The organism is Chryseobacterium oncorhynchi, assembly GCF_002899895.1.
Taxonomy (GTDB): Bacteria; Bacteroidota; Bacteroidia; order Flavobacteriales; family Weeksellaceae; genus Chryseobacterium; species Chryseobacterium oncorhynchi.
Genome location: NZ_PPEI02000003.1, coordinates 371,076 through 389,150, shown reverse-complemented (window position 1 = coordinate 389,150; position 18,075 = coordinate 371,076). Strand labels below are relative to the sequence as shown.

Here is an 18,075-nt window from a genome sequence, read left to right as displayed (position 1 = left end):
GTAGAAAAAGTCATTGGGACTAAGCCCAATGACCCGTTTTTTTATTTTACCATTAATTGTTCTGTCTGTTTCAGACTTCCATCCTTAGACTCAAACTGAAGAATATAATTTCCTTCCCCAAGTCTCGTCAGTTCATATAAGTTATCACCTGCATTCAGTGATTTTGTATCTACGGCTTTTCCGTTAAAATTATAAATCGTTAATTTTCCTCTGCTGTATTCATCAGGTACAGTAACTGTAAGGGATGAAGATTTGCTTACCGGATTCGGGTATAGCTTTATCTGATTCTTTACATTGAGTTCTCCTGCATTTCTTGCTAATTTTGAAGTCCCTGTTGTACAAGGCAGATCTGTTCCCCAGTTGGAAGAATCCACTCCGGTTAATGTTAAGCTCGCTCCGTTTCCTGAACTATCCTGAACCGTAGAACCACTTCCTTCATTAAATTTCCAGTATGCAGAAAGAGAGGAAGCCGGAACTGATACATTACACATATTCTGACTGATCTCCGTTTGGCTTAATGCTCGTTTCCAAACTCTAACCTCATCTACTTTACCGTTAAAGTTTCGAGAAGTATTGTATAAATATCCTACATTGAATGCTCCGTTTGAATTCACACTTCCGGTTTGTGCTTTGCTTGCATCCAAGACACCATTGATGTAAAGTTTCATCGCAGCCCCATCGTAGGTTGCCGCAACATGATACCAGGTATTGGCATTCAAAGCTGTAGCTGAGGCTAGTTTTTGCTGTACATTGTTAATACTTACAACAAACTGAAGTTTATTATTGGCTAGACCAGCGTCTCCTAATCGTAAGAATGCAGAATTACTGTCGCTTACTTCCGTTCCCATAATTGAAGAAATATATGGAGATGCGGATTTGAAAGATGAAGGTTTAATCCAGCCCTCAAAAGATAACGCCGAACCACTCAGAGTAAGGTTTCCGGCAGCCCCTGATTCAGAGCTTCCATCCAGAGAAAGAGCATAAGATCCTGTAGGAGTTGTTGTCCCTGATCCACTGTTAAATCTTGGCGCAAACATATAAGCACTTTTCACACTACAGTTGGTTCTTATTCTCCAGTCATATTCGGTATTGGCCGTTAATCCTGAAATCGTTATGGAAGTAGAGCTAAGAGCTGATGCTGCATTCGTCCAAGTTGTGGAGGAAGCCGGTTTATAATCGATATCATAAGTATTGGTACCTACGGAAGACCAATTCAACTTTGCGCTTGTACCTGTAGGGTTACTCGTATATAGCCCAATGGGAGCATCACAATTTACACCTTGTGTCCAGGATTGTAAAGTACCGCTTAACACAGTTGGCTGTCCATATAAGGTCTGCGTTCCTGCTGAAAGCTGTGCTGTTTCATTAGTTCCGTGAAGATCATACCACATGAATACTCCGTAACCGCCATTTTTAGTCTGAGTTGCCAGACTGGTGGTTGTGGAATTGGAAGTATTCCCCATCCATACTGCTGCGGGAGAAATCTGTGCTTTGGTAAGCGGAGGTACGTTGGGAGCAGAAAATGTTCCGTACATCGCATTCCAGCTGTAGTTGACGTAGTCTCCCACTCTGGCACCGTTCCATGAAAGTTTTGAAGCCGCAGGTCCGTAATAATAGAATGAAATTATTTTATCAGGAAGCAATGCTTTTAATTCCTGAACAAGCATTATAAAGGAACTATCATTGGGCTGTCCTGTTCCGTTTTGCCCATACTCGGAATATTCATCATCAAAATCAATTCCATCCAGACCGTAAGTATTAACTGTGTTGGCAAGCTGTAATGCAAAATCTTTTGCAGCCTCACGGGTAGGAAAATTACAAATCCCCGCTCCCTGATGGTTTCCCAAAATGGTCAATACCACTTTCATTCCTTTCTGCTGGAGCGGTTTGATGTAGGTATCGGCATTGGTAAGAACCTTGGTTACATTATTATTAGAATAGAGATAGGCTCTGCCACGGCTGGTATCATAATTAATATTGGCTGCGAAAATATTTACCACATTGAACAGATAGCTGTTCGATGTTTGCAATTTGTATGCTCCTGCATTCAGGAGGTTATTATTGTTCACTTCCACATAGCATATTCCTGTAGGATTAAGCTGTTGTGCATTAAGCTGGGAACCACACTGAAGCATGACAGCAGCGAGTGCGGTAAAGATGGATTTTTTTTTCATTACTATAAATTTTGGTGATGTTTTGTGTTAAATTTTGATATGGAATTCCCTCAGCATTCTTCTTTTTAAAGAAAAACACCTCAAAATAAGAGCGATATGAAACAGAAAATTATGCTAGTAATTCTGGGTTTTCATTAAAGGTTTTCCATAGCAATTCTCCAAATAATGTATTTGACCAAGCAAACCATTCTCTGGTAAATTTCTTGTCATTGTCTTTATGGAAGGATTCATGCATAAAGCCTGTTCCTCCATGAGTTTTCTGCAAAGTATCTATACACCACCTGATCTCACCTTTGTCTTTTGTAGTGAGCGCTTTCATAATGATACTCATTGGCCAGATCATATCAAGCCCAATGTGTGGGCCACCTATTCCCTCGGCTAACTTCCCTTTGAAAAAGAACGGGTTATTTTCTGACCAAACGAATTTTCTTGTATTCAAATACACCGGATCATCAGATTTCACAGCATCCAGATAAGGCAAACCTAGCAAGCTTGGGCAATTCGCATCATCCATCAGGTTATAGCTCCCAAAACCATTGACTTCAAAAGCATATATTTTCCCATATTCAGGATGATTGTAAATTCCGTATTTTTTAATGGCTGCATCTACCTCATCAGCAAGGCTGGTCAGTTGCTGAGCCAATGTTTTATCATTTTTTATCTGGGAAACCATTTCTGCAGCCTGACGTAAGCTTACTACTGCAAATAAATTGGACGGAATCAAAAACCCATAGATTGTAGCATCATCACTTGGACGGAACATGGAACTGATAAGACCTACCGGCTTTGTCGGATAGCCATACCCACCCATAGGAACTCCATCCGTAGCCCAAGATGTTGTACGTTCAAATTTGTAAGGACCTAAATCTTTTTTTCTCTGCTGTTCTATAAAAGTCTGCAAAGTAAGTTTGATCCCCTGCAGCCAATTGTCATCAAAAGGTTTTGTATCTCCTGTTGTCTTCCAGAAATGATAAGCCAAACGGATAGGATAACACAATGAGTCGATCTCCCATTTTCTTTCATGAGTTCCTGGCTTCATATCTGTGTGATCATACTCTTTCCATTTGCTTATTTTTTGATCATCATTATAGAATGCGTTGGCATAAGGATCTTTCAGTATGAATGTTGTCTGCTTATGGATTACTCCGGAGATAAGCTTATGAAGCTTTTCATCCTTTTTAGAGAACTGTAAATAAGGAAAAACCTGAGCAGAACTATCACGAAGCCACATGGCATCAATATCTCCCGTAATCACGTAGGTATCTGGAACACCATTGGTTTCAGTGTAAAAAACAGTAGTATCTAATGTATTAGGAAAGCAGTTTTCAAAGAGCCAGCTTAGTTCTTTATTTTTAACTTTCTTTTTAAAGGCTGCGATGGCATTTTCTACGGATTCACTGGTAAAATGTCTTTTAGCTTTAGGAACACGGACAATAGGAAAATCCTCTATGACCAGGTTTTTTGCAAAAACATTTTGAGTAAACAGCAATCCGGCTCCTGCCAATGCACTTGTTTTAATAAAATCTCTCCTTTCCATTGATACTTTTGTTTCGTTTATTTTTATTAGTCTTATTTTACAGGTTTACTTCCCATTACAAATCTAAGTTCGCCACCATTCATGATGTCAGTATGGTTCAGTTCCCAGCTTTTGTACTCTTTCCCGTTAAGGAACATTTTCTGTACATAGATATTTTTGTCTGATATTTTATCTGCAATCACTGTAAATGTCTTCCCATTTTCCAATTGTAAAGAAGCTTTCGGAAACTGAGGAGCACCGATTGCATAGACCGGTTTCCCGGGCGTTACAGGATAAAATCCTAATGATGAGAAAATATACCAGGCTGACATTTGTCCACAATCTTCGTTATTGACGATTCCGTCCGGCTTAGCTGCATACATATTGTCACGGATGTATTTTACCATTTTCTGCGTCTTGTACGGGCTTCCTGCATAGTTATACAAATAAGGAACATGATGTCCCGGCTCATCTCCAAATCCTAAAGACCCAATGAATCCGGAAATATCAACATGTTGCTCGCCCTCCATGTTAAGTGCTTCTGTAAATGTTTTATCCAGTTTTTCTTCAAAACCTTTTTTACCTCCGTACAGATTCATCATTTCATCAATCTGATGCGGAACAAAGAAATCATAGGCCCAGATATTTCCGGAAACCCAGTGTGGTTGAAGCTTCTTCCAGTCGTTCAAAGCAAAATTTGCTAAGAATTTCCCGTCTTTTTGTCTTGGCCAGAAATGATTATTTTCTTTATTGAATGTATTCAGGAAGTTCATGGAACGTTTTCTGTACACCTCAGCTTCATCTTTTTTGCCCAGTTTTTCTGCCAGTTGCTGAATACACCAGTCATCATAGGAATACTCTAATGTTGCAGAAACAGAAGCTCCGTTTTCTGAAGGGGAGTAGCCAAGCTTGATATAATCATTAAGCCCGCCTCCACCATCACTACTGCTCATTTTATCTGTAAGAGAAGCATCTTTCATAGCTGCAAAGGCTTTTTCAGCATCAATACCGGGTACTCCCTTAGAGATAGCATCCCAAATTACCGATGTACTGTGATAGCCCAACATGCAAAAGTTATCATATCCACACAATTCCCAGATTGGCATGTGGTCTTTACGATCTGTGTATCTGCTAATTAAAGAATTGGCGAATTCTTTAGTATGTTTTTGATCCATAATGGTAAGCAATGGATGCGTTGCCCTAAACCCGTCCCAATATGAATAGGTACTGTAGTTGGTAAACCACTTGGTATTCATATTTTCCTGAGCAGCTACATAATCTCCATTAACATCCATATAAAGATTGGGCGCAATGAATGTATGATAAACTCCTGTGTAGAAGATTTTTCTCTGACTATCCGTACCTCCTGTTACCTGAAATCTACCGATCAAATCTCTCCATGTTTTTTGAGCGGTTTCCTTTGCCATTGCAAAATCTACATTCTTTGCTTCTGTATCAAAGTTCTCTTGTGCATTTTCTGTGCTTACCGGAGATAAAGAAACTTTTACTTCAATGCTTTCGCTATCTTCTGTAGAGAATCTTACAAAAGCTTTGGCATCTTTAGCAAGGGCTATTTTTTCATTATTTTTTACTTTTCCTTCAGCATAAACACCGTAAGATTTGAACGGTTTGGAGAACTCCATCACGAAATAGGCAAATCGTTTACCACCCCATCCGTTACTGTAGCAATATCCCTTTATTTTATTGTTCCCCTCAATGCTTACCAGTGTATGATAGATATTACCGAAGATTTTATTGGTAGGATCGATAATGATATTGGCTTCCTCACTTTTGGGGAATGTATATTTATGAAACCCTACTCTTGGAGAGGCAGTAAGTTCCGCTTTAACTCCATAGCTATCAAGCATTACTGAATAATATCCAGGCGCTGCAGTTTCCTTATCATGGCTGAAAGTTGAACGATAACCCGTTTCAGGCTTATCTTCTGATCCCGGAACCATTTTTATCTGTCCCACCGTAGGCATCACCAAAATGTCTCCAAGATCTGCCCATCCTGTTCCACTAAGGTGATTATGACTGAATCCCATAATGGTTTTACTGCTGTAATGGTACCCTGAACACCAATCCCAATCTCCGCTTTTGGTATTCTGATCCGGGCTTAGCTGAATCATTCCAAACGGTGTGGTCGCTCCCGGAAATGTATGGCCATGCCCTCCTGTTCCAATGAAAGGATCTACCCAGGATAAAACATCATTTTTATTTTGCTGGGCATTGGCTGTAGAAATCAGGGCTGTAAAAAGACAGATAAACAATTCTTTTTTCATGATAAGAGAGGTCGGAATTTTTTTAATTTAAAAGTTGGTTTAAAAATATGAAAACCATAATAAAAATCCCAAAAAGGAGAGAAATTAAACTGTTTAACATATTTTTAAATTTTTTATATTATTTAGATTGAATTCTTTTTCATAAAATCAATAATTTCTGAAATATATCCAAAGGCAATCGCTACTACAGTATCTGCAGCACCGTAATATACCGTTACCTTGTCACCTTCCGTTAACGCCGCACAAGGGAAAACTACATTAGGAACATCTCCTGTCAGCTCATATACTTCTGCCGGAGCCAATAAATAAGGCTTAGTTCTGTATAATACTTTTGTTGGGTCTTCAAGATCAAGCAAAGCTGCCCCCATCGAATACCTGAAACCTCTACATGTATTGATCACTCCATGGTAAAAAAGCAACCATCCTTCTTCTGTCTTAATGGGAACCGGTCCACCTCCAATCTTTGTACATTGCCATGCACTGTCTTCAAAAGGAGTTACTTTCATTACACAACGGTGTTCTCCCCAATATTTCATATCAGGACTATAGCTGATGTAAATATCTCCAAAAGGTGTATGCCCATTGTCGCTCGGACGGCTCAACATGGCATATTTACCATTGATTTTTTCCGGGAAAAGCACTCCGTTTCTATTGAATGGAAGAAATGCATTTTCGCACTGGAAAAACTCTTTAAAGTCAAACGTATATCCAATACCGATGGTAGGTCCGTTATACCCATTGCACCATGTAATCCAATAACGATCTTCTATAAAAGTAACGCGGGGATCATATTTGTAATCGGATTCAATCATGTCGGTATTTCCTGCCTGCATTTCGATAGGATCATGATTGATATCCCAATTGATTCCATCTTTACTGAAACCAGCAAAAATATTCATCTGTACCGCTTTGTTATCACAACGGAACACCCCTGCAAATCCATCCTCAAAAGGAATCACTGCACTATTGAATATACTATTAGATGTTGGTATTGCATATCTGTTAATGATCGGGTTTTCGGAAAACCTCCACATGATATCATTGCAACCTTCCGGGCGATCCTGCCAAGGGATCATTACTGATTGAGCTGTCATAAAGTATTTTTTACTTTTATATTTAAATTTGTTTACTAATTGATTTATTCTTCTTTCTGATTTTCTGAATAAGGAAAAGGTACCCATAAGGTCACAAGAAATGCCGGAATTGTAGCAAACAACACCCAGATAAAGAACATCTTATATCCGATCCAGTCACTAATCATTCCACTAAACATTCCCGGAATCATCACTCCAAGGTTCATGATCCCTGTTGCAAAGGCATAATGGGCAGTTTTATGTTTTCCCGGAGCAATCTGCTGCATCATATACAGCATCAACCCTACAAACCCAAACCCATAGCCAAAGTATTCTACTACTACCGCAATTCCTACGGGGAAAAGATCTATCGGCTGATAATAAGCCAGTAGTGCATATACTACAAATGGGATATTGAATGCACAACACAGCCATATCAAAGATTTCTTCAATCCGCGAGCTGAAATAAAATATCCGGCAAGGACTGATCCTAAAATGAATGCTGCTGAACCATAAGTTCCATATATAAGTCCAATGTCTGAGGTAGATAATCCTAATCCGCCTGAAGTTCTTGGTGCCTTAAAAAACAAAGGCGCTATCTTAATGGCAAATCCCTCTGCAAAGCGATACAGGATAATGAACAACACAGACCACAAAATGCTTTTTTTGGTAAAGAATGAAGTAATAACTTTCAGCAATTCTTTACGGACATTTCCGGCTGTTTTTTCATCTTTCTGATGCGCTTGCTTCTCCTCTTTTGGGAGAATCAAATAATGATAAATCGCCAATACAAAAAATAGCAACGCATAGATCACCATAATGATCATCCATGCACGGGTAACTCCTTTTGTTTTCTCTAAAAATCCGGCAAAGTAGACCAATGCTCCACTGCTGATAATTTTAGCCAGATTATAGAAAGCACCCTGCCAACCAATATATTTTGCCTGTTCTTTATTGGTAAGGAAACCAATATACGTTCCGTCTGCCACTACATCATGGGTTGCTCCACAAAATGCAATGACGGCAAAAAGGGCAATACTGTATTTGAAAAAATCAGGTAGTGGCAAGCTTAATGCAATCAGGGCAAACAGAATTCCTATAGCAAACTGGGCAGCAACAACAAAGAATTTTTTGGTTTTGTAAATCTCCAAAAAAGGGCTCCAAAGAGGCTTCAACGTCCATGAAAACATAATAAGAGCCGTCCAGAATGTAATTTTTGAATCTGAAATGCCCATATCTTTATACATAATTCCTGAAACCGCATTAATGGTTACAAAGGGAACGCCCATTGCAAAATATAATGTGGATATCCAAAGAATCGGTTGAATCCGACGGGTTCCGGAGTTGTTTTTTCCCATATTAAAAAATAAGATTCTAAAGAAAAAGAGAGCATCTCAAAAATTTATCCCGGATTGAAACGAAACTATAAATTTTTCGGAGTTTGTACCCTCCTGCCAGAATAAATAGATCAGATAAATCTGACTTCTGAGATGTCTCTGTATTGTTGAGTGATGTTGATTAATTTTTTATTTTTTATCCCACCATAACTTGGTTCCGCCAGTATCTGGTCCATTAAGCATTTGGGCTGCCTGCTGGTAATTAAAAAGTGAGGTTTTGGTACTGATGGTGAAAGGAATTCTTCGGATCATTGCTTCAGTACTAATCAGTCCACCACTATCATTCTGTCTTACTTTGAAAAGAATAGGGTATCCTGTTCTTCTTTGCTCAGCCCAGGCTTCAGGCCCATTCGGATAAAGAGACAACCATTTTTGGGTAATAATTCTTTCCAGTTTTCTTTCATTAGAATCACCGTCATTCCATGCGATAGTAATGGTACTTAACTGCGGATTTCCTGCATCTATGTTATTGGATATATTTTTTGGATCAACATAAGGAGCTTCAGTAGCTGTTGTATTGGCAAGATAATCTCCAACACTTGCACTTTTACCCCACTCACCAAAGGATTGCTGAACTCCGGCCGTATAATTGGCTTTAATATCGCCGGCGCCGGCATATCCTCTCAGGGCGGCTTCGGCTTTCAGGAACCAGATTTCTGCAGCTGTAAATAATTTCATTTTACCATCTGTTGCTGAAAAATAATCTCCATTGGCTGATTTTGCCTGTGGCTGTGAGAACCCGCCGTAGGTAGATTTCCCATTTAATAAATCAATTCCCTGACGTATACCAATATATTTTCCAGTAACAGCATTATCTGTGGCTGGAATTGCATATGCAGAAAGTCTTGGATCATTATATCCATTCATATAAGCCATCAATGGAGCTCCTATCAAACAGTCTCCCCAAGAATAGATAATGAAACTTAATTCAGACTGTCCTACACTTATTAAGGCATTATCTGTATTTTCTGTAATCAATCCTGCAGATGAAGACAAAGCTTCTTCAGCATATTGTTTTGATTTTGTAGGATTTGCATAACTCATTCTCATGGCTAGCCTCAATTTAAGAGAGTTTGCCAGTTTTACCCATTGAGACATATTTCCACCATATACCAGGTCTGCTTTTTTCAGTGCAGATTTATCTTCTACACTTTCTGTTGCAGGAGTAGCTATTACTTTTTGTAAATCATTTATTGCAGAAGTAAGGTCCGCAATAAAGTAATTGTAAGCATCTTCCTGAGAATCAAAATCTGTAGTTCCATTAGCATTAGGTGTTGCATATTTGCTATATACTACCGGACCATGATTATCCGAAACTCTTGCCGCAGTAACTACTTTCAGAATTTTTTTAACGGCAAACATTGCCGTAAAATCTATTCCCGGATAGATCTTTTTAGCAGCATCATCAATGATGAGAGAAAGATTGAAAATATCCTGTTGTTTATTAACTATTTTATTATTCCAATCTTCTACCATAGAGTAGGTAAGATTATTAACTCCACCATTAAACGCGGTTGCTGTACTGAACATTCCACTGTACATATCTGCACTAAGGTTTGGGTATCGCTGGTAATCTGCCTGCAGCTCTCTTTGCATGGATTTCATAGGATCAACAATTGCAATAAAATCTGCATAAAAATTTTCAGGCCCGCCTAGTTTCTCTTGATTATACTGTTCAAAGTCATTGGTACATCCTGAAGCAGAAAGCAACATTACCGTTCCAAATACTAATATTTTAATATTATTGATTTTCATTTTTGTAATTGTGAAAGTTAGAAGTTAGCTTTTAATGATAATCCGATAGATCGGGTAACCGGTAGTCCAAATGAGTCTACTCCTACTCCGCCTGGTGTATTTCCAGATACTTGTTCAGGATCAAAAGGTGCTTTTTTATAGAAGAAAAACAGGTTGGTTCCCACCAGGCTTACTGTGGTATTTTTCATATATTTTGAATTGATATCAAAGGTGTATGAAATAGAAGCCTGACGTAAACGTATCGTTGTAGCACTGTATATATAGGCTTCATCAATTCCTTTTCCATATCCTTCTGTAGTTCCTACTGTTTTATAATATTCTCTCGGGTCTGTCAATCCAGTATAAGCCTGCCCTGCATTTGGAGTTCCTGGTGCATATACCGCATTTGGAATAGAAATACCTCCGGCATCTCTGGCATCCGCAGAAGCCTTACTTACTCCATAGAAGTCATTCGCTTTTTCAGTAAGGGAAAGAACCTGTCCTCCAAACTTACCATCAACAAGGAAAGAAATTCCAAGTTTACCAATATTGAATGTATTATTGAACCCTAGAATAAACTTAGGATTTGGGTTTCCTAAATAAGAAGGGGTACTTTCTGCTATTGGAACACCTTGCGCATTCACTAAAACACGTCCCTGATCATCTCTTTTGAATTTTATCCCATAAATATCTCCAAAAGAGCCGCCTAACTTAAGCCTTGTATAATCTCCTCCTCCAGTCAGAGTAAATAACTGATCTTGTGGAATACTTAAACTTGGCGGGAATAATTCAACAATCTTATTTTTGTTTGCTGATGCATTCACCATAGCAGTCCATCCGAATTTTTCCGAATCAAAGATTTTATAGGATAATGAAGATTCAAAACCTGTATTCTTTATTTTACCGGCATTGATGTAATATGATCCTGTAGGAATTCCTCCTAAATTTGAAGATATTTTAGTTTCCAGCAACTGGTTACTAGCATTTGAATTATAATAAGTAATATCAAAACTTAGTTTGTTATTCAGCATTCTTAATTCAGTTCCGGCTTCAAAGGTCTTATTCAATTCTGGCTTTGGAAACAACTCTTTATATCGAGGGTCTGTAACAAACGAACTCTTAGGATATACAATGGTTCCTGCATCTACTCCATAAGAGTATCCCTTACTATATTCGAGCATTGCATTGGAGATATTAGCAGGCAATCCCAATCCGACAGTAGCATAAGATGCTCTGACTTTCCAGAAATTAAGGACTTCCGGAAGTTTGAATACCGAAGACAGTATAGCATTGGCTCCTATTGACTCATAATCGAATCCGGTTCTTCCTGTTAAAGACAATGTAGAATCCCAGTCATTTCTAAATGTCATATCTACATAGAACATATTTTTGTACCCTACTGAGGCACTTGCAAATACAGACTGTACCTGCTTCTTCATATTTGTATAGATATTGTGATATCCATCTCCGGGTTTTCTGTTCACATTCCATTGTAAGTTATTCGATGTAAACAAATTAGGAGCTGCCAGATAAGCATTATCGATCTGTGTTATTTTGTTTCTTGTCGTATTTATACTTCCTCCTACTGTAAAATCTAACGAGATTGATTCACTTAGTTTTGGGCTACCGATTAGTAAAACATCTCCGTAAGTAGAGGAATTTTCATATATATTTTTTAGAATTCGTCCATTATTCCCATCAGCTCTTAAACTAGGTGCTGAAAAGGCGGCAATATCGCGTTGGCTGTCAGAAGTATTCCAGCTGTAATTTCCTCTCACCCTTGCTGATAACCATGGATTAATTTGATAAGCCAGTGAAACTGCACCATATGCATTTCTGTTGCTTACTGTAACAGGATTTCTGTTTAAGATCCAATAAGGATTCTGAGTTTCAGGGTTCCTTTTGAAAGTTCCATCAGGTTTTATTTCCCACCAGTTTTGTGCGGGCAATAATCTTTCTTTATTTAAATAAGTATAATTGTTTGGTCCATATTGATCAAAATCTACTCCTCTTGGCAGCCAGTATAAGCTGGTCAAAGGTGAAAAAGAAGCTCCCGGAGTCTGTCTATTTTTACTCTCCTGCAAGGAACCTATGAAATTGGCATCCAATGTCAATTTATCGTCCAAAAACTTACTTGAATTCCTGAAAGAGATATTATACTGATCAAAATATGACAGTGGAATCACTCCTTTATTGGTTGTATTCCCAATGGAGAAATAATTAGTGGATTTTTCATTTCCAGACTGGAAAGAAAGACTGTTTACCCATGTTGTTCCGTTTTGCAGAAAATCTTTAAGATAATCCTTGGATGCTCCTTTTGCTCCCCAACTGTATTCATTATCTCCCGGAGCCTGACCAGGTACAGAAGGGTCATAAGACAGATAACTGTATTGCAACTTTGGAAGACTGTAGGCTCTATCCATTGTAAGACTGCTGCTGAAAGTAATCATACTCTTCCCTGCACGTCCTTTTTTAGTAGTAATCAATATTGCCCCGTTTCCTCCCGCAGATCCATATAATGCCGAAGCAGACGCTCCTTTTAGAAAGTTGATGCTTTCAATATCATCAGGATTAATTGAACTCAGCACATCTCCTGGATCCGGCATATTGGAATACTGTCCAATATCTGCTGATTTTCCTGTTCCATTAATAATAGGAATTCCATCTATCACATACAATGGCTGGCTATTGGATACAGATTTATTACCCCTCATAATCACCCTTACGGAGCTTCCTACACCATTGGTCCTATTGATCTGTACATTGGAAACTTTTCCGTTGATGGCATTTAAAAGATTGGGCGTTTTCACTTCTGTAAGCTCATCACCACCAATCTGCTGACTGGAGTAGGTAAGAGAGCGGGCCTGCCTTTTTATCCCCAAAGAGGTGACTACGACCTCCTGAATATCGGTTGTCTTAGTAGTGTCGGCCGCTTTTCTTTCCTGTGCAGTTGCAGAAAGGGAAAAAACAAATAGAACCGGTATAACTGCTTTTCTCATAAGGTTTAGATTAGTTAGATTTAATTGAGAATCAATGACATTACTTTATATTTCAATACAGAAAAAATTATTATTCTTTTGACAATTTTTTGCCGCTTATGCATTAAATAATTTAAAGTTTTGTTAAGATTTAATTCACATTGACAAATCTAAATTTTGTAGCCAGTCTGATATAATACTATTTTATCATAAAACGATATTATTTTTTCAGAACCTTTAGAAAAAAGCAAATAACACCCTTATTATCAGTAAAATAAAACACCATCCTGTCAATCAAAAAAAGAGGATTTATCTTCATATTTTGTTAAAAAGAAACGAAATATTCTGTTGAATGTCTTAAAAAAACAAAAAAACTGATACCACTGAGGTAGCAAATTTTAACATAAAATTATTCAATTTTTTTAACGCCTTTAAACTGTTCTTTAAATTCTGTAGGCGTTGTTTTTTTGATAGATTTGAAGACCTTGTTGAAATTGGCAATGTTATTAAAACCAGCCTCAAAAGCGATTTCAAAGACAGTAAGATTCTTTTCCATCAGCCAACGTGCTGCATAGCTGATCCGTATTTCATTAAGATAATTGATAAATGTTTTCCCCGTTCTCTTTTTAATAAAACGGTTGAACGTCACATTACTCATATTGATCAGAGAAGCTACATTATCCAAGGTTATTTTATTCTCAAAATTCTTATGAACAAAATCATGAACAATCTTCATTTTATCATTATCACCAAAAGTTTCAAGCTCTATACTGTAAGACGACAGCAGTATTTTATCTTCTGCAACAGCCAGTTCATTAAGGATCTTCATAATTTCTATGAAAGATTCAAAACTGTTCATCTTGGAGAGATTAAGAAACGAATCTTTTAGTTTTTCTGCAGTTTCAGTTGAAAAAAGAATTCCTCTGATCGAATCTTTCATCAGATTATTAATTGGTTTCAGGATATTTTTCTGCATCATCGACTGATTAAAAAAATCCTGATTGAACTGAATAGTAATCTCGTGAGTTTTTCTGTTTTTGCACTTGTAATTGGCCCAGCAATGCGGTAAATTAGGTCCTACCAATACCAATTCTATATTTCCGATTTCGCCCGTGTGATCTCCAATCATCCTGCGGTAGCCTTTTCCTTTGTATACAAAGTTAATTTCAATTTCCGGATGATAGTGGTAAGGAAAATCAAATGAGGCCTTGATCCTGTCAAACACCAGAAAACTGTCCTCAGGAGATAGTGGAGTTATTTCTCTCAGAATATTTTCTAATTCACTCATGCAGGCCGTTTTGAAAAAAGGTTAATACTATAAATCGCGATACAAGTTCTTGTAAAATTGATAAAATAATACCAATCTAAAAACATATTTCTATTTTTTTTCGTTCCGATTCAATATTCTGCTCACAAAACAAGGGTATCTGTAATTTAATATGTTCAAGATCATGCTTTTTTGTATCTTTAGACTAAAGTTAAAGTATGTTGCAACCACTTATTTTTGAAGATCATTATAAAAGACTTGGGCTGGAAATATTTTCTGAAGAAAATTTGGGGAACTTCAACGGAAATCTGTTCAGATCAGACATCAAAGTATTCTTCATTCCATTGGGGTATGAGCTTACCGTAGACTTTAACCGGTATAAAACCAAAAAACCGTCTTTATTCTTTCTCACCAGTCAACGTCTAAACATAGAAAAAGGAAAAGAAGAATCTATGCTTCTCCACTATAACCGTGATTTTTATTGCATTCAGATTCATGATAAAGAAGTGGCCTGCGATGGTCTCCTCTTTCATAATATATTTGAAATCCCTTTCGTTGAGCTTGATCCGTCTGAAGCAATAATGATAAAAGGATTATTCCAAAACATTAAAGATGAACTTGAATGGAAAGATTCTTCTGCAGAAGAGATGATCAGAACCTATGTAAAACAGATCATCATCAGAGCTACCAGAAAATGGAAAAAACAAAATCTAGATAATGATACGATAAAAATACAAGGCAGTGAGCTTGATATTTTCAGAGATTTTAGCAGGCATCTGGAAATCCATTTCAGAAAAAAGCATCATGTTTCGGATTATGCCGAACTTCTTCACATTGCGCCTAAAACTTTAACTCATAAATTTAAAAGCTTAAATCTGGAATCTCCCAATCAGTTTATTATCAACAGAATATTATTAGAAGCAAAGAGGTTACTTTTTTACACAGATAAACCCGTTAAGGAAATTGCTTATGATCTGGGATATGAAGATCCGGCCTATTTCAACCGACTTTTTACTCATAAAACAGGAAGTACACCAGCAAATTTTAAAAAAAATTACTCGTCGGGAAAAAAGTACAATATTTAAGTCTTTTTATCTATTGAATCCAACCCACTAACCGACCTATCTTTGTAACATCAAAATCAAACAATATTAAACCAAAACAAACATTATGAGACGTAACGCAACAGCCGTTTGGAACGGTACCATTAAAGAAGGTAAAGGACATATCACTACCCAAAGTACAACTTTAAACCAAACTCAGTATTCTTTCAACAGTCGTTTTGCAGAGGGAGTGGGAACTAATCCTGAAGAATTACTTGCTGCAGCCCATGCAGGATGCTTCACCATGAAGTTGGATGCAGAATTATCACAGGCAGGCTACAATCCGGAAGAACTGAAAACCACTTCTGTCATTACTCTTGATCCAAACATTGGGAAAATCACAAAATCTGAGCTAACTTTAACGGCAAAGGTTTCTGGAATTTCAGAGGAGGAATTTCAAAAGTATGCTAAAATAGCAGAAGAAGGATGCCCAGTAAGTGCTGCTTTCAATTTTGAAATTACTTTGAATGCTACTTTAGTCTAAACATTCAATACAAACAATACAGTAAGTCTGAATCCTGATAAGCATTCAGACTTAATTTTTAAAACAAAATATACCAAGTGGTATATTTTTGTATATTTGCATTAAAATTAGATACTTAAAATGTCAAAGGCAGAAAAGACAAAGCAATTTATCATCGAGAAAACCGCAACTTTATTCAATACAAAAGGTTATATATCTACATCATTGTCGGATATCACTCAGGCAACAGGACTTACCAAGGGTAGTATTTATGGAAATTTTGAGAATAAGGATCAGGTGGCCATTGAGGTGTATAAGTACAATGCCGGTCTGTTAAGTAAAATAATGAATCATTCCCTTGGAGATCAATATTCAACTTCAAAGGAAAAACTTCATGCCTTTGTCGATTTTTACAGGAAAAACTGGAACTCAGTCTTCTCAAACGGCGGATGCCCGCTGATGAATGCTGCAACAGAAGCAGATGATTCATTTCCGGCTCTGAAAAAACATGTCCAGAAATCTTTCTCCTTATGGACAGAAAAAATTACAAAGGTGATTATTCAGGGACAAAAAAATGGAGAATTGAATACATTGATGAATGCAGAAGAATATGCATCTCTATTTGTTATGCTGATCGAGGGAGGAATTTTACTCTCCAAGACTATGGATGATGAAAAATACCTGAATCAAGCTTTGGATAAGATCAAAAGAATGATCGATCATGAATTAACTATTCTTCCATCATAAATTTCAAAATATGGAAACAAAAAAAGTGGCAATTGTAGGATACAATAGAATCCCATTTGCCAGAATGAATACAGCCTATTCAGAAAAAGGGAATCAGGATCTCTTGCTCGTAGCCCTTAATGGCTTGATAGACCGTCACCAGCTCAAAGGAAAATTACTTGGCGAAGTTGCAGGCGGAGCAGTTATCAAACATATTTCTGAGAGTAACCTCATCAGAGAAACGGTAATGAATACCTCACTAGATCCTGCCACACCAGCTTGTGATCTTCAGCAAGCCTGTGATACGGGTATTGAGGCGGCTATTTACATTGGAAACAAAATTGCGTTGGGGCAGATAGAAAGCGGAATCGCCTGTGGTGTAGAAGCGATGAGCAATATTCCTTTTGAATCGTCTCCTCGATTAAGAAAAGCTCTTTTGAATGCGAACAAAGAAAAATCTGCATTTGGAAAATTGAAACATCTACTAAGTCCAAGACTGAAAGACTGGATGCCTATTCCTTACAAAGGACAGGAGCCTAAGACAGGTTTGGTAATGGGAGGGCATACTGAGATTACGGCTAAATATTATAAAATTTCAAGAGAAGATCAGGATAAACTTGCTTTTAATAGTCACCAAAACATGGCAAAAGCGTATGATGAAGGATTTTTTGATGATATGATCACGCCTGCATTTGGTTTAGAGAAAGATAATAATCTACGCCGTGATACCAGCCTTGAAAAGCTATCTCAATTAAAACCTGCCTTTGATAAGCAGAACGGAACTTTAACTGCCGGAAACTCCACTCCATTTACCGATGGGGCTTCTGCGGTTTTGTTGGCAAGTGAAGATTGGGCAAAAGCAAATAACTTACCTATTTTGGCTTATATTACATTCTCAGAACTGGCAGGAATAGAATATGTGGAGAATCAGCAAAATCTGCTGTTAGCCCCTGTTTTTGCTGCTGAAAGAATGTTGAAGAAAGCCAATATGAATCTGGGAGACTTTGATTACTACGAAATCCATGAAGCCTTTGCGGCACAGGTCTTAGCCACCATCAAAATCTGGGAAAATGATGATCTGGCAAAGCAATTCGGGTTGGAGAAAGCTCTTGGAAAAATTGACAGAAATAAACTGAATGTAAAAGGGGGAAGCCTTGCTGCGGCTCATCCTTTTGCTGCAACGGGTGGAAGAATCATCGCAACATTAGCCAAACTTCTGAATGAAAAAGGCAGTGGCAAAGGATTTATTTCGATCTGTGCTGCTCGAGGTCAGGGAGTAACCATGATCATAGAAAAGTAGTTTACAATAATAAAAGTACTCTCTTTTATCTAAAATTATTTCGTTATGCTATAAATAAT

Annotated in this window: 12 protein-coding genes; 4 read left to right on the top strand and 8 right to left on the bottom strand. The window is 37.6% G+C overall.

All coding sequences use genetic code 11. The features are described 5' to 3' along the window. Nucleotides 1–41: 41 nt before the first annotated feature. From C1638_RS12030 to C1638_RS11995, 8 genes are all read right to left on the bottom strand, one after another. Entirely contained in the window at nt 42–2,174 is a 2,133-nt protein-coding gene (locus C1638_RS12030; RefSeq protein ID WP_109621261.1) for an endo-beta-N-acetylglucosaminidase H, read from the bottom strand. Nucleotides 2,175–2,283: 109 nt separating this feature from the next. Next, complete coding sequence (locus C1638_RS12025; RefSeq protein WP_109621259.1) at nt 2,284–3,711, bottom strand: glycoside hydrolase family 125 protein; 1,428 nt, start codon at nt 3,709–3,711, stop codon at nt 2,284–2,286. A gap of 32 nt (nt 3,712–3,743) precedes the next feature. Further along, complete coding sequence (locus tag C1638_RS12020) at nt 3,744–5,975, bottom strand: GH92 family glycosyl hydrolase (protein ID WP_109621257.1); 2,232 nt, start codon at nt 5,973–5,975, stop codon at nt 3,744–3,746. Nucleotides 5,976–6,097: 122 nt separating this feature from the next. Beyond that, nucleotides 6,098–7,069 carry a glycoside hydrolase family 130 protein gene (locus C1638_RS12015; RefSeq protein WP_105683163.1) on the bottom strand — a complete coding sequence of 324 codons (972 nt, stop codon included), beginning with the start codon at nt 7,067–7,069 and terminating at the stop codon, nt 6,098–6,100. A 44-nt stretch (nt 7,070–7,113) separates the two neighbouring features. Next, a complete protein-coding gene (locus tag C1638_RS12010) occupies nt 7,114–8,406 on the bottom strand; it encodes an MFS transporter (protein WP_109621255.1) in 1,293 nt (430 codons plus the stop codon). Nucleotides 8,407–8,574: 168 nt separating this feature from the next. Then, nucleotides 8,575–10,200, bottom strand: coding sequence for a SusD/RagB family nutrient-binding outer membrane lipoprotein (locus C1638_RS12005; RefSeq protein WP_109621253.1), 1,626 nt, complete (start codon nt 10,198–10,200; stop codon nt 8,575–8,577). 17 nt (nt 10,201–10,217) lie between these two features. Further along, on the bottom strand, nt 10,218–13,178 hold the full coding sequence (locus C1638_RS12000; protein ID WP_109621251.1) for a SusC/RagA family TonB-linked outer membrane protein: 2,961 nt from the start codon (nt 13,176–13,178) through the stop codon (nt 10,218–10,220). Between the two features lie 388 nt (nt 13,179–13,566). Next, nucleotides 13,567–14,445 carry an AraC family transcriptional regulator gene (locus tag C1638_RS11995; RefSeq protein ID WP_109621249.1) on the bottom strand — a complete coding sequence of 293 codons (879 nt, stop codon included), beginning with the start codon at nt 14,443–14,445 and terminating at the stop codon, nt 13,567–13,569. Nucleotides 14,446–14,642: 197 nt separating this feature from the next. Between C1638_RS11995 and C1638_RS11990 the strand changes: the two genes are divergently transcribed. The 4 genes from C1638_RS11990 (at nt 14,643) to C1638_RS11975 (ending at nt 18,016) form a co-directional block, all read left to right on the top strand. Then, nucleotides 14,643–15,509, top strand: coding sequence for a helix-turn-helix domain-containing protein (locus C1638_RS11990; protein WP_109621247.1), 867 nt, complete (start codon nt 14,643–14,645; stop codon nt 15,507–15,509). An 85-nt stretch (nt 15,510–15,594) separates the two neighbouring features. After that, nucleotides 15,595–16,011 carry an OsmC family protein gene (locus C1638_RS11985; protein ID WP_109621245.1) on the top strand — a complete coding sequence of 139 codons (417 nt, stop codon included), beginning with the start codon at nt 15,595–15,597 and terminating at the stop codon, nt 16,009–16,011. 120 nt (nt 16,012–16,131) lie between these two features. Beyond that, nucleotides 16,132–16,737, top strand: coding sequence for a TetR/AcrR family transcriptional regulator (locus C1638_RS11980; RefSeq protein ID WP_109621243.1), 606 nt, complete (start codon nt 16,132–16,134; stop codon nt 16,735–16,737). A 10-nt stretch (nt 16,738–16,747) separates the two neighbouring features. After that, complete coding sequence (locus C1638_RS11975) at nt 16,748–18,016, top strand: acetyl-CoA C-acetyltransferase (RefSeq protein WP_109621241.1); 1,269 nt, start codon at nt 16,748–16,750, stop codon at nt 18,014–18,016. Nucleotides 18,017–18,075: the final 59 nt, after the last annotated feature.

Excerpts from the sequence above, each read along its gene's own strand:
- C1638_RS11975 (WP_109621241.1), top strand. The coding sequence starts at position 16,748 with ATGGAAACAAAAAAAGTGGCAATTGTAGGATACAATAGAATCCCATTT.
- C1638_RS12025 (WP_109621259.1), bottom strand. The coding sequence starts at position 3,711 with ATGGAAAGGAGAGATTTTATTAAAACAAGTGCATTGGCAGGAGCCGGA.
- C1638_RS11985 (WP_109621245.1), top strand. The coding sequence starts at position 15,595 with ATGAGACGTAACGCAACAGCCGTTTGGAACGGTACCATTAAAGAAGGT.
- C1638_RS12030 (WP_109621261.1), bottom strand. The coding sequence starts at position 2,174 with ATGAAAAAAAAATCCATCTTTACCGCACTCGCTGCTGTCATGCTTCAG.
- C1638_RS12020 (WP_109621257.1), bottom strand. The coding sequence starts at position 5,975 with ATGAAAAAAGAATTGTTTATCTGTCTTTTTACAGCCCTGATTTCTACA.
- C1638_RS11990 (WP_109621247.1), top strand. The coding sequence starts at position 14,643 with ATGTTGCAACCACTTATTTTTGAAGATCATTATAAAAGACTTGGGCTG.
- C1638_RS11980 (WP_109621243.1), top strand. The coding sequence starts at position 16,132 with ATGTCAAAGGCAGAAAAGACAAAGCAATTTATCATCGAGAAAACCGCA.
- C1638_RS11995 (WP_109621249.1), bottom strand. The coding sequence starts at position 14,445 with ATGAGTGAATTAGAAAATATTCTGAGAGAAATAACTCCACTATCTCCT.
- C1638_RS12015 (WP_105683163.1), bottom strand. The coding sequence starts at position 7,069 with ATGACAGCTCAATCAGTAATGATCCCTTGGCAGGATCGCCCGGAAGGT.
- C1638_RS12005 (WP_109621253.1), bottom strand. The coding sequence starts at position 10,200 with ATGAAAATCAATAATATTAAAATATTAGTATTTGGAACGGTAATGTTG.
- C1638_RS12000 (WP_109621251.1), bottom strand. The coding sequence starts at position 13,178 with ATGAGAAAAGCAGTTATACCGGTTCTATTTGTTTTTTCCCTTTCTGCA.
- C1638_RS12010 (WP_109621255.1), bottom strand. The coding sequence starts at position 8,406 with ATGGGAAAAAACAACTCCGGAACCCGTCGGATTCAACCGATTCTTTGG.